The sequence below is a fragment of the Streptomyces sp. NPDC012637 genome (assembly GCF_042954805.1).
In the GTDB taxonomy this organism is placed as follows: Bacteria; Actinomycetota; Actinomycetes; order Streptomycetales; family Streptomycetaceae; genus Streptomyces.
This window is the reverse complement of the sequence record NZ_JBIBDS010000002.1, coordinates 431,790-443,687: the sequence shown is the minus strand read 5'-3', so window position 1 is coordinate 443,687 and position 11,898 is coordinate 431,790. Positions and strand designations below refer to the sequence as shown.

The 11,898-nt window shown below is 73.6% G+C and carries 10 protein-coding genes; 7 read left to right on the top strand and 3 right to left on the bottom strand.

The genetic code is table 11. From position 1 onward, the window contains the following. Nucleotides 1-28: 28 nt before the first annotated feature. A complete protein-coding gene (coaA, locus tag ACFY8W_RS10080) occupies nt 29-1,057 on the bottom strand; it encodes a type I pantothenate kinase (RefSeq protein WP_391102653.1) in 1,029 nt (342 codons plus the stop codon). A 56-nt stretch (nt 1,058-1,113) separates the two neighbouring features. Further along, a complete protein-coding gene (locus ACFY8W_RS10075) occupies nt 1,114-2,166 on the bottom strand; it encodes an acyltransferase family protein (protein ID WP_391103858.1) in 1,053 nt (350 codons plus the stop codon). A 386-nt stretch (nt 2,167-2,552) separates the two neighbouring features. Between ACFY8W_RS10075 and ACFY8W_RS10070 the strand changes: the two genes are divergently transcribed. After that, the gene (locus ACFY8W_RS10070) at nt 2,553-3,305 is read left to right on the top strand and encodes a hypothetical protein (RefSeq protein ID WP_391102651.1); all 753 of its coding nucleotides are present in this window, start codon (nt 2,553-2,555) and stop codon (nt 3,303-3,305) included. A gap of 90 nt (nt 3,306-3,395) precedes the next feature. Here the strand turns inward: ACFY8W_RS10070 and ACFY8W_RS10065 are convergent, their stop codons facing one another. Next, complete coding sequence (locus ACFY8W_RS10065) at nt 3,396-4,463, bottom strand: acyltransferase family protein (RefSeq protein ID WP_391102648.1); 1,068 nt, start codon at nt 4,461-4,463, stop codon at nt 3,396-3,398. A 392-nt stretch (nt 4,464-4,855) separates the two neighbouring features. On the opposite strand from ACFY8W_RS10065, the gene glmS reads away from it, so the two are divergent. From glmS to ACFY8W_RS10035, 6 genes are all read left to right on the top strand, one after another. Continuing rightward, the gene (glmS, locus tag ACFY8W_RS10060) at nt 4,856-6,703 is read left to right on the top strand and encodes a glutamine--fructose-6-phosphate transaminase (isomerizing) (RefSeq protein ID WP_391102646.1); all 1,848 of its coding nucleotides are present in this window, start codon (nt 4,856-4,858) and stop codon (nt 6,701-6,703) included. Nucleotides 6,704-6,727: 24 nt separating this feature from the next. After that, the gene (locus tag ACFY8W_RS10055) at nt 6,728-7,096 is read left to right on the top strand and encodes a holo-ACP synthase (protein WP_391102644.1); all 369 of its coding nucleotides are present in this window, start codon (nt 6,728-6,730) and stop codon (nt 7,094-7,096) included. 3 nt (nt 7,097-7,099) lie between these two features. Beyond that, nucleotides 7,100-8,542 carry an NAD(P)H-hydrate dehydratase gene (locus tag ACFY8W_RS10050; protein ID WP_391102642.1) on the top strand — a complete coding sequence of 481 codons (1,443 nt, stop codon included), beginning with the start codon at nt 7,100-7,102 and terminating at the stop codon, nt 8,540-8,542. 117 nt (nt 8,543-8,659) lie between these two features. Next, nucleotides 8,660-9,523 (top strand): L,D-transpeptidase family protein, encoded by an 864-nt coding sequence (locus ACFY8W_RS10045; protein ID WP_391102641.1) that lies wholly within the window; start codon nt 8,660-8,662, stop codon nt 9,521-9,523. A 36-nt stretch (nt 9,524-9,559) separates the two neighbouring features. Beyond that, nucleotides 9,560-10,708, top strand: coding sequence for an alanine racemase (gene alr, locus ACFY8W_RS10040; RefSeq protein WP_391102639.1), 1,149 nt, complete (start codon nt 9,560-9,562; stop codon nt 10,706-10,708). Between the two features lie 22 nt (nt 10,709-10,730). Next, nucleotides 10,731-11,891 carry an alpha/beta fold hydrolase gene (locus ACFY8W_RS10035; RefSeq protein WP_391102637.1) on the top strand — a complete coding sequence of 387 codons (1,161 nt, stop codon included), beginning with the start codon at nt 10,731-10,733 and terminating at the stop codon, nt 11,889-11,891. The last annotated feature ends 7 nt before the right edge of the window (nt 11,892-11,898 follow it).

The following is an 11,898-nucleotide window of genomic DNA, read 5'->3' as shown; positions in this document are numbered from 1 at the left end:
TCCGAGCTTACGGAGGTCCGGAGCGGGATCAGAGCTTGCGGAGGCTCAGCCGCTGCACCTTGTGGTCAGGTCCCTTGCGGAGCACGAGCGTCGCCCGGCCGCGGGTGGGCGCCACGTTCTCCAGGAGGTTCACCTTGTTGACGGTCCGCCACATCGTGCGCGCGTAGTCCAGGGCCTCCTCCTCGGAGACCTGGGTCCAGCGCCGGAAGTACGAGGAGGGGTCCTGGAAGGCGGTCTCGCGCAGCTTGCGGAAGCGGTTGAGGTACCACTGCTCGACGTCCTCGGCCCGGGCGTCCACGTACACCGAGAAGTCGAAGTAGTCGGCGAGGCCCACCCGGGTGCGGCCGTCCTTGCCGGGCAGCGCGGGCTGCAGGACGTTGAGCCCCTCGACGATGAGGATGTCGGGGCGGCGCACGACCAGCTTCTCGTCCGGCACCCGGTCGTAGATCAGGTGCGAGTAGACGGGTGCGCTGACCTCTTCCTTGCCCGCCTTGACGTCCGCGACGAAACGGGTGAGCGCCCGCCGGTCGTACGACTCGGGGAAGCCCTTGCGGGACATCAGGCCGCGGGCCTTCAGCTCCTCCATCGGGTAGAGGAAGCCGTCGGTGGTGATCCGCTCCACCCGCGGGTGCTCGGGCCAGCGCGCGAGCAGCGCCTCCAGGAGGCGGGCGACGGTGGACTTGCCGACGGCGACGGAGCCGGCCACCCCTATGACGAACGGCGTGCCGCGCTGCTCGGCCTTCTCGCCGAGGAAGGTGTTGAGCGCCCCGCGCAGCCCGCTGGTGGCCTGCACGTACAGGTTGAGCAGCCGGGAGAGCGGCAGGTAGATGTCCCGGACCTCGTCGAGGTCGATGACGTCCCCGAGCCCGCGCAGTCGCTCGACCTCGTCGGCCGTCAGCGGCAGCGGCGTCTTGTCGCGCAGCGCGCTCCACTCGGCCCGCGTGAGGTCGACGTAGGGCGTCGGCTCGGCACCCTTACGGCCCCCGGCGCCGGCGCCGTTGCCGGTCGGGTTCCCGTTGCCGTTTCCGTTGGGGCTTCGTGGCGGCGAAGTGATCACCCCGCCATTGTCGTGGCTGCGGGGCGGTCGTGGGGGACGGGGGGTGGTGGGGTGGGTCACGTGGCGCGGGAGGGCAGCAGCCTGCGCAGGCGGCGCTCCGCGGGCTTCTCGACCAGTTCGTGGAGGAGAGCCGCCGCCACGAGGGCCGCGAGGGCCGCGAGGACCATTTCGGCGGTGTCGCGGACGAGGCCGGGGCCGGGGCCGTAGCCGAGGTGGCGGAAGCACTTCAGGACGAGCACGTGGCACAGGTAGTACGCGAAGGACCACTCGCCGAGCTTCACCAGGGTGCGGGAGCGCAGCAGGGAGCGGGTGCCGCGGGCGTCGGCGAGGGCGGCGCAGGCGATCAGCAGGGCGAAGGCCGGCATGAGGACGGCGTCGAAGAAGCCGGTCGTGCCCCGGACGGGGTACAGCAGGTCGGGCTCCCGCATCCACAGCCAGCAGAGCAGGATCGTTCCGGCGGTCAGTGCGGCGGCGGTGCCGGTACCGAAGGGCGGCCGCCATCCCCGCCGTACGAGCAGGCCCGTGCACACGCCCAGGACGAACATCGGGCTGAGCGAGAGCGGCGAGGACACCAGGAGCCGCTCGAGCCGCTCCGGCTGGTCGAGCAGCGCGGCCGCCACACGGGTGGCGGCGGTGGCCGCCACGCACAGCGCGGCCAGCAGGACGACCGCTGCCGACGAGCGGCGCAGCAGCAGGCGCAGGACCAGCGGAAAAGCGAGATAGAAGAAGGCCTCGGCGGAAAGCGTCCAGGTGACGATGTTCATCGTCATGAAGTGGTCGGTGCTCCACGCCTGGGCGAATGTGAGGGTCCACACGATGTCTTCCACGGATACCCGCGCGTGCCACCACCATTTCATCAGCGCGACGGTGATCACCGTCGTGGCCGCGAGCAGTGGCCAGATACGGGCGAAGCGGCGCCAGTAGTAATGCGGCGCGGAGTCCGACGGGCGGGCGACCCAGGTCATGACGAAACCGGACAGAACGAAGAAGAAGGGGACGCCTTCGTATCCGATGACGGCGAGCTGGCCGGCCCTCTCGACCTCCACGAAATAGGGGTGGGCGTGGAAGAAGAAGACGCCGAACGCCGCGAACCACCGCAGTCCGGTCAGTGAGTCGACCCGGGTCCCGCCGACCGGAAGGCCCCACGGGTTCGCCGGCGACCAGCGGACGGGCGCGCCGGGCGCCCGGGTGCGGATGTGCCGGACCGGGGCGGCCGGATTCTTCGTGAGCGCGGAAATACTGACCCACTCCTAGGGATTTCCGGGGTCGCTGAAAGGAGTCAAACCATTTTTCGGTCCTGGAACGTATCACGGCCCTGTGACCGATTTGTGGGCTCGTTGTGGGCTTCTTATGACGCCCGAAAGCGGACCAATTCGGACGATGTCGGGGGATCGGCGGCACGGTGCCGGACCGAGGTGACGTATTCGCTGGGCGCCTGCGACCTGCACACATAGGGTTCACGCAGACAACTCACAGCCGAAAAGAGAGCCGAGTCATGAGAGCACGTGCCGTTCGTCACGCCGCTGCCGCCGCTGCCGTCACCTCCCTCGCCCTTCTCCTCACCGCCTGCGGTGGCGAGGAGAAGAAGACCGAGGACACGGGCAAGGCGGACGCCTCCGCCTCCGCCGCGGCCAAGCCTGACGTCAAGGCGCTCTCCGCCGCCGAGCTGGACAAGCTCGTCGTCGAGCAGGCGGACCTCAAGGGCTACCAGGTGCAGAAGGCCAAGGCCGGCCAGGTCCTCAACGCCGGCGACGTCAGCGCCGACAAGGCCGTGTGCGAGCCGCTGGCCGAGGCCTTCGCCTCCGCCGCGCCCGGCACCCCGGGCGCCAGCGCCCAGCGCAAGGCGATCGAGGTCCCGGACAAGAAGACCGGCTCCGTCGACGACGCCCTCGGCGCCCTCGCCGCGCCCATCACCTCGGTGACCCTCGGCTCGTACGCGGGCGAGGGCGCCCAGCAGGTCTTCGCCGCCCTCAAGGCCGCGGGCACCGACTGCGCGGGCGGCTTCACCGTCCACGGCGGCGGCACCAAGAGCACGGTCTCCAAGCTGGCCCCGGAGACCGTGACCGCCGGCGACGAGGCCCTGGCCTGGACCGTCACCAGCAAGAACGAGGGCGAGACCTTCGTCACCAAGCTCGTCGTGTTCCGCAAGGGCAACAACCTGGCCGGCTTCTCCACCCTGAGCCTGGGCGGCGAGGTCAAGGAGCTGCCCACCGGCATCGTCGACGCGCAGGCCGCCAAGCTGCGCTGACACCGCCCGGTCCACGGGACCCCACCGGCCCGGCAGGAGCCCAGGGCCGGTGCGGCCCCGTCGGTCTCCGGGGCGTCAGACTCCGGGGCGTCAGACCGCCCTCGTACGGGCCGGGAGCAGGGCCCGCAGGCGGCGCTCGGCCGGCTTCTCCAGGTACTCGTGGAGCAGGGCCGCCAGGGCGAGCGTGGTCAGCAGCGCCAGGGCCACCGCGAGCGCGTCGGCGCGCAGCCCCGGGCCGGGGCCGAGGCCGAGGTGGCGGAAGACCCGGAGCATCACCAGGTGGCAGACGTAGAAGGCGAAGGACCACTCGCCGAGCCTCACCAGCGGTCGCCGGGCCGGCAGGGAGCGGCGGCCCCGCAGGTCGCCCACGGCCGCGGTGGTGATCAGCACCGCGAAGGACGGCATCACCAGGGCGTCGAGCGCGCCCGGCTTCGGGACCAGCCACGGCACGGCGCCGGGGTGCCCCAGCCACAGCCAGCCGAGGAACAGCGAGCCGGCCGTCAGGGCGAGCGCGGTGCCGGAACCGAACGGCGGGCGGTGGCCGCGCCGCACCAGCAGGGCCGCGCACACGCCGAGCACGAACATCGGGGTCAGCGACAGCGGCGATGACGTGACCAGACGGGCCGTCTCCGGCGCCAGGTCCAGGCGCGGCGCCACCACGTGCGTGGCCGCCGTGACCACCGGCGTCAGCGCGGCGAGGGCCACGAGCGCGCCGGACCGGCAGCGCGTCAGGAGCCGGAAGAGGAACGGGAAGAGCAGGTAGAAGAAGGCCTCGACGGACAGCGTCCAGGTGACGATGTTCAGGCTGTAGAAGTGGTCGGTGCTCCAGGCCTGGGCCAGCGTGAGCGTCCACACCACGTCCGCCGTCGACACCGGGAGCCGCAGCCACTCCTTCTCGAGGACCGCGAAGACCAGCGTCGTCACGGCGAGCAGCGGCCAGATGCGGGCGAAGCGGCGCCAGTAGTAGCGGGCCGGGGTGTCCTCGGGGCGGGCGACCCAGGCCATGACGAAGCCCGACAGGACGAAGAAGAACACCACGCCCTCGTAGCCCGTCGACATCAGCCGCATCAGCGCCGGGGCTTCCTTGGCGTAGCCGTAGGTGTGGAACAGGAACACCCCGAACGCCGCGAACCAGCGCAGGCCGGTGAGGGAGTCCATCCGCGGGGCGAGGCCGGCGCCGGTCGCGCTGCCGGTGGTGTTCGCGCTGCCGGTGGTCGCGGTTGCCGCACCGCGGGATCGGATGACGGTGACGATGGCCCACTCCCGGGTCCTTGGCGTACGTGTCGTACGGCGAAAGCACCGAGCCTCGGCGGTCCCGGCGGCGCCGGGGTGACGGCCGGGTGCACACCCGGTGCACGGAGCGGGCACGCGCGGGGCGAACGACCGGAAGGGGGCGGACGGCGGCCGGGCGGGCGGACGGGGCCGGGCGGACGGCCGGGACGGGGGCGGACGGGGCCGGGCGGGCGGCCGGGACGGGGGCGGACGGGCGGGAGGCGGACAGGCCGCGCCGAGTCCGGCCGGTCCGGGACGTTCCGCCGTAGGCTGCCGTCATGTGCGGAATCGTGGGTTACGTCGGCGGACAGTCGGCGCTCGATGTGGTGATCGCGGGCCTCAAGCGGCTCGAGTACCGCGGCTACGACTCGGCCGGGGTCGCGGTGCTCTCCGACGGCGGCCTCGCCGCGGCCAAGAAGGCCGGCAAGCTCGTCAACCTGGAGAAGGAACTGGTGGACCGCCCGCTGTCGAGCGGCTCCACCGGCATCGGACACACCCGGTGGGCCACCCACGGCGGCCCCACCGACGCCAACGCGCACCCGCACCTCGACAACGCGGGCCGTGTCGCCGTCGTCCACAACGGCATCATCGAGAACTTCGCCACCCTCAGGGCCGAACTGGCCGAGCGCGGCCACGACCTGCTGTCCGAGACGGACACCGAGGTCGTGGCCCATCTGCTCGCCGAGGAGTTCTCCTCCGTCGGCGACCTCGCCGAGGCCATGCGGCTCGTGTGCAAGCGCCTCGACGGCGCCTTCACGCTCGTCGCCGTCCACGCCGACCAGCCCGACGTCGTCGTCGGCGCCCGCCGCAACTCCCCGCTCGTCGTCGGCGTCGGCGAGGGCGAGAACTTCCTCGCCTCCGACGTCTCCGCCTTCATCGCCCACACCCGCTCGGCGATCGAACTCGGCCAGGACCAGGTCGTGGAGCTCACCCGCGAGGGCGTCACCGTCACCGACTTCGACGGCGCCACCGCCGACGTACGGGCGTACCACATCGACTGGGACGCCTCCGCCGCCGAGAAGGGCGGCTACGACTACTTCATGCTCAAGGAGATCGCCGAGCAGCCCAAGGCGGTCGCCGACACCCTCCTCGGCCGGATCGGCACCGACGGGCACCTCCGCCTCGACGAGGTGCGCATCCCCGACGCCGTGCTCCGCGAGGCCGACAAGATCGTCATCATCGCGTGCGGCACCGCCTTCCACGCCGGACTCATCGCCAAGTACGCGATCGAGCACTGGACCCGCATCCCCTGCGAGGTCGAGCTCGCCAGCGAGTTCCGCTACCGCGACCCCATCCTCGGCCAGCGGACCCTCGTCATCGCCATCTCCCAGTCCGGCGAGACCATGGACACCCTGATGGCGCTGCGGCACGCCCGCGAGCAGGGCGCCAAGGTGCTCGCCGTCTGCAACACCAACGGCTCGACCATCCCGCGCGAGTCCGACGCCGTGCTCTACACCCACGCGGGGCCCGAGGTCGCCGTCGCGTCCACCAAGGCCTTCCTCACCCAGCTCGTCGCCTGCTACCTGCTCGCGCTCTACCTCGGGCAGGTGCGCGGCACCAAGTGGGGCGACGAGATCCACGCCGTGGTCCGCGAGCTGGCGAGGATCGGCGACGAGGTCGAGCGGGTCCTGGACACCATGGAGCCGGTCCGCGCCCTGGCCCGCTCCCTCGCCGACAAGGACACCGTGCTCTTCCTCGGCCGGCACGTCGGATACCCGGTGGCCCTGGAGGGCGCGCTCAAGCTCAAGGAGCTCGCCTACATGCACGCCGAGGGCTTCGCGGCGGGCGAGCTCAAGCACGGGCCGATCGCCCTGATCGAGGAGGACCTGCCGGTCGTCGTGGTCGTCCCCTCGCCGCGCGGCCGGTCCGTCCTCCACGACAAGATCGTCTCCAACATCCAGGAGATCCGGGCGCGGGGCGCGCGGACCATCGTGATCGCGGAGGAGGGCGACGAGGCGGTCGTCCCGTACGCCGACCACCTCATCCGCATCCCGGCCACGCCCACGCTGCTCCAGCCGCTGGTCTCCACCGTCCCGCTCCAGGTCTTCGCCTGCGAACTGGCGACGGCGCGGGGCAACGAGGTGGACCAGCCGCGCAACCTGGCCAAGTCCGTGACCGTGGAGTGAGCGAGCGAGTGAGGCAGTGAACAGATGATCATCGGGGTGGGGATCGACGTGGCGGAGATCGACCGCTTCGCCGCGTCGCTGGAACGGACACCGGGGCTGCTGCAGCGCCTCTTCGTCGAGCGCGAACTGCTGCTGCCCAGCGGCGAGCGGCGCGGGCCCGCCTCCCTCGCGGTGCGGTTCGCCGCGAAGGAGGCGCTGGCCAAGGCCCTCGGCGCGCCGGGCAACCTGCACTGGACCGACGCCGAGGTGTACGTCGAGAACAGCGGACAGCCACGGCTGCGGGTACGCGGCACCGTCGCCGCCCGGGCAGCCGAACTCGGCGTGAAGCACTGGCACGTGTCCCTCAGTCACGACGCGGGAGTGGCGTCGGCGGTGGTGATCGCGGAGGGTTGACCCATGCGTACCGCTCATCGTGTGGAGACCGTACGGGCCGCCGAGGCCGAGCTGATGGCACGGCTGCCGGAGGGCGCCCTGATGCAGCGGGCCGCGGCCGGACTCGCCGCCGCCTGCTGCTCGCTGCTCGGGCGAGGCCGGGTGTACGGGGCGCGGGTCGTCGTCCTCGCCGGCAGCGGCGACAACGGCGGCGACGCCCTGTACGCCGGTGCCCGGCTCGCCCGGCGCGGCGCCGGGGTCACCGCGGTGCTGCTCGGCTCACGGGCGCACGAGGCGGGCCTGGCCGCCCTGAAGGCGGCGGGCGGGCGGGTCGCGGACGATCCGTACGACGCCCTGGCCGCCGCGGACCTGGTCCTGGACGGGATCACCGGCATCGGCGGGCGGGGCGGACTGCGGCCCGACGCCGTGCCCGTGGCGCGGGCTGCCCGCGGCTCCGACGCGGTCGTCGTCGCCGTCGACCTGCCGAGCGGCGTCGACGCCGACACCGGGGAGGTCACGGGGGAGGCCCTGCGCGCCGACGCGACGATCACCTTCGGCACGTACAAGCCGGGCCTCCTCGTCGACCCGGGACGGGAGTACGCGGGCGCGCTCCGGCTCGTCGACATCGGGCTGGCCCCTCCGTCGGTGCCCGACCTGGAGGCGCTCCAGCACGAGGACGTGGCCCGGCTGCTGCCCGAGCCGGCGGCGGAGAGCGACAAGTACCGGCGCGGGGTCGTCGGCCTCGTCGCCGGTTCCGCCCGCTATCCCGGCGCCGCGGTCCTCGCGGTCGCGGGGGCGCTGCGGGGCGGGGCGGGCGCCGTGCGGTACGTCGGTCCCGCGGCCGACGCGGTCATCGCCGCCCACCCGGAGACGCTGGTGCACAGCGGGCCGCCGGACAAGGCGGGCCGGGTCCAGGCGTGGGTCGTCGGCCCCGGCCTCGGCGAGGGCCCCGGCGTGGCCGTGGCCCTCGACCAGCTCCTCGCCTCCGACGTGCCGGTCCTCGTCGACGCGGACGGGCTGCGCGGCCTGACCGCCGCGAAGGTCCGAGCCCGCACCGCGCCCACCCTGCTCACCCCGCACGCGGGCGAGGCGGCGGCGCTGCTCGGCAGGGCCCGCGAGGACGTCGAGGCCGGCCGGCTCGCGGCGGTCCGCGAACTGGCGGAACGGTACGGCGCCACGGTGCTCCTGAAGGGCTCCACGACGCTGGTGTGCGGGGCGGGCGGCACGGGCCCGGTCCGGGTGAACCCGACGGGCACGCCGTGGCTCGCCACGGCCGGCAGCGGCGACGTCCTCTCCGGCCTGGCCGGCTCCCTCCTGGCCGCCGGCCTGCTCCCGGTCGACGCCCTCTCGGCGGCGGCCTACCTCCACGGCCTGGCAGCCCGCCGCGCCTCCCGGAGCACGTCCCCGATCGCCGCGAACGACGTGACGGCCGCCCTTCCGGAGGCGTGGCGGGACGTGAAGTCCTGAGGGCGCCGCCCGGCCGGGCGACGGCTCGCGGGCGCCGCGCCCCCACTCGGGCGAAAGCGTTGCTCCGCAGGTGGCGCAGCGCAGGCGGACTCCGGAGCGGCGGCGTGGGATGGGCGGGTGACCAGATCCCGATGCCGCCGGCGCCGCGCCGCCGTGCTCCTCGCCGCCGTTCTCGTCCCGGTCCTGCCCTCCGTCTCCGCCGCCGACGCGCCCGAGCCCGGAGAGGTGCTCGTGCCCGGGATCGTCGGTGCCGGGCGGGCCGAGTATCCGATGGACACGCCCGACCAGGTGCTGCCGCCGGTGCGGCCCGAGGGGGAGGTGCCCACGCCCACGCCCGTACCGGAGGGCGAGGTCGACGAGCTCGTCGAGTACCTGCCGCGCAGCGCCGTCGGTGCCGCCTGCACCGCCACGGCCGGGCCCCACCAGCGGCGCGTCGAGCGGCTGCTGCGGCTCCCGGTGGACGGCAGGCAGTCCGCCGCCGACTGCGAGGCCATCCGGGCGTTCCAGCAGCGCGAGAAGATCAAGCCGGCGAACGGGTACGCGGGTCCCGTCACCTGGTCCCGCGCCGAGCTGCTCGCCGCCCGCAAGGACCCCAACGCCGCCGGCCGGTGCCCCGTCATGACGTACACCGTCGCCTGCGTCGACCTCGACCGCGAGCTGATGTGGGTGCAGAAGGGCCGCCGGGTCACGTACGCCGTGGTCAACATCCGCAGCGGCCGGCCCGGCTACCGCACCCGGACCGGGTGGCACACGGTCTACTGGCGCAACAAGGACCACTGGTCCTCGATCTACGACACACCGATGCCCTACGCCCAGTTCTTCGACGGCGGCCAGGCCTTCCACGGCGTCTACGGCCAGATCGCCACGCCCACCGGGAGCCGGGGCTGCGTGAACCTGTCGTACGCCCACGCCAAGAAGCTCTGGGACGTGCTGCGCCAGGACGACCACGTCTATGTCTGGGGCAGTCGGCCCGAGGCCTGACGGCCCCCGCGCGCGACACCTGAGAGACTGGGCGCGATGACTCAGACAGCACTCCACCGCCGAGCCCGCGCCGAGATCGACCTCGGCGCGCTGCGTGCGAACGTCCGCACGCTGCGCGCCCGCGTCGCGCCGCACGTCCAGATGATGGCCGTGGTCAAGGCCGACGCGTACGGCCACGGCGCCGTGCGCTGTGCCCGCGCCGCGCTGGACGCCGGGGCGACCTGGCTCGGGACGGCCACGCCGCACGAGGCGCTCGCGCTGCGGGCGGCAGGGCTGCGCGAGGCGCGGATCCTGTGCTGGCTGTGGACGCCGGGGGACCCGTGGGCCGAGGGCATCGAGGCCGGCCTCGACATGGCCGTGAGCGGGATGTGGGCCCTCAGGGAGGTGACCGAGGCCGCCCAGGCCACCGGTCGCCCCGCGCGCGTCCAGCTCAAGGCCGACACCGGTCTCGGCCGCAACGGCTGCCAGCCCGCCGACTGGCCCGAGCTCGTCACCGAGGCGCTCAAGGCCGAGGCCCAGGGCCTGGTCAAGGTGACCGGCCTGTGGTCGCACTTCGCCTGCGCCGACGAGCCCGGCCACCCGTCGATCCCGGGGCAGCTGGACGTCTTCCGTTCGATGCTCGACTACGCGGAGAAGGCCGGGATCGAGCCCGAGGTGCGGCACATCGCGAACTCGCCGGCCACGCTCACGCTCCCCGAGGCGCACTTCGACCTGGTCAGGCCCGGCATCGCCATGTACGGCGTGTCGCCCGATCCGGCGGTCGGGACCTCCGCCGAGCTGGGGCTGCGGCCGGTGATGTCGCTCAAGGCGAGCGTCGCGCTGGTGAAGCGGGTGCCGGGCGGGCACGGCGTCTCGTACGGGCACCACTACGTCACGCCCGGCGAGACCACGCTGGGCCTGATCCCGCTGGGCTACGCGGACGGCGTCCCGCGGCACGCCTCGGGCCGCGGGCCGGTGCTCGTCGGCGACCGGGTCCGTACGGTGGCCGGGCGGGTCGCCATGGACCAGTTCGTCGTCGACCTCGGCGGCGACCTGCCCGAGGCCGGCGCCGAGGCCGTGCTGTTCGGGCCCGGCGACCGGGGCGAGCCGACGGCGCAGGACTGGGCCGAGGCGGCCGACACCATCGCGTACGAGATCGTCACCCGGATCGGCGCGCGCGTCCCGCGCGTCTACGTGGGGGAGTAGCCGAGCAGGGGAGGAGGACGCCGTGGGCGAGGACACCTGGCGGCGAGCGGGCTGGGCCGGTGCCGCAATAGGCGTGCTGGCCGCCGGCGCGGCGGCCGGCGTCGCCATCGAGCGGCTGACGGTGGGGCGTTCGGTACGGGAGAAGGCGCGGCTCGCGCTCGACGCCGAGGGCCCGTACGGCGCCGTGCGCGGCACGCCGGGGCGGGCGGTCGCCGACGACGGGACCGAGCTCTACTACGAGGTGGACGAGGTCGACCCGGCGGCGGCCGACCCGAAGCCCGCCGCCTCCCGCAGGCGCAGGCTCTTCGGGCGCAAGGCACCCGCGCCGGTCACCGTCGTCTTCAGCCACGGCTACTGCCTCAGCCAGGACTCCTGGCACTTCCAGCGCGCCGCCCTGCGCGGCCTGGTCCGCACCGTCCACTGGGACCAGCGCAGCCACGGCCGCTCCGGGCGCGGGCCCGACGGGACGACCGTCTCCATCGACCAGCTGGGCCGTGACCTCAAGGCCGTGCTCGACGCCGCCGCGCCGGAGGGCCCGCTGGTCCTGATCGGGCACTCCATGGGCGGGATGACGATCATGGCGCTCGCCGACCGCCACCCGGAGTTCGTCCGCGAGCGGGTCGTCGGCGTCGGCTTCGTGGGCACCTCCTCGGGGAAGCTCGGGGAGGTCAACTACGGGCTGCCGACGGCCGGCGTCAACGCGGTGCGCCGGGTCCTTCCGGGCGTGCTGCGGGCCCTCGGCTCGCAGGCCGAGCTGGTGGAGCGGGGCCGGCGGGCCACGGCCGACCTGTTCGCCGGGCTGATCAAGAAGTACTCGTTCTCGTCGAAGGACGTGGACCCGGCCGTCGCCCGGTTCGCGGAGCGGATGATCGAGTCGACCCCGATCGACGTCGTCGCGGAGTTCTACCCGGCCTTCGCGGAGCACGACAAGGCGGCCGCCCTGGCCGCCTTCCGCGAGGTCCCGGCGCTCGCCCTCGCCGGCGACCACGACCTGGTGACGCCCAGCTCGCACACCGAGGCCATCGCCGATCTGCTGCCCGACGCGGAGCTGGTCATCGTGCCCGACGCGGGCCACCTGGTGATGCTGGAGCATCCCGAGGCGGTCACCGACCGGATCGCCGATCTGCTCGCCCGGGCGGGCGCGGTGCCGCACCCGGAGAAGGCGGGTTCCGGCAGCGGATAGGTTGGCG

Excerpts from the sequence above, each read along its gene's own strand:
- ACFY8W_RS10070 (WP_391102651.1), top strand. The coding sequence starts at position 2,553 with ATGAGAGCACGTGCCGTTCGTCACGCCGCTGCCGCCGCTGCCGTCACC.
- ACFY8W_RS10065 (WP_391102648.1), bottom strand. The coding sequence starts at position 4,463 with ATGGACTCCCTCACCGGCCTGCGCTGGTTCGCGGCGTTCGGGGTGTTC.
- glmS (WP_391102646.1), top strand. The coding sequence starts at position 4,856 with ATGTGCGGAATCGTGGGTTACGTCGGCGGACAGTCGGCGCTCGATGTG.
- ACFY8W_RS10055 (WP_391102644.1), top strand. The coding sequence starts at position 6,728 with ATGATCATCGGGGTGGGGATCGACGTGGCGGAGATCGACCGCTTCGCC.
- ACFY8W_RS10050 (WP_391102642.1), top strand. The coding sequence starts at position 7,100 with ATGCGTACCGCTCATCGTGTGGAGACCGTACGGGCCGCCGAGGCCGAG.
- alr (WP_391102639.1), top strand. The coding sequence starts at position 9,560 with ATGACTCAGACAGCACTCCACCGCCGAGCCCGCGCCGAGATCGACCTC.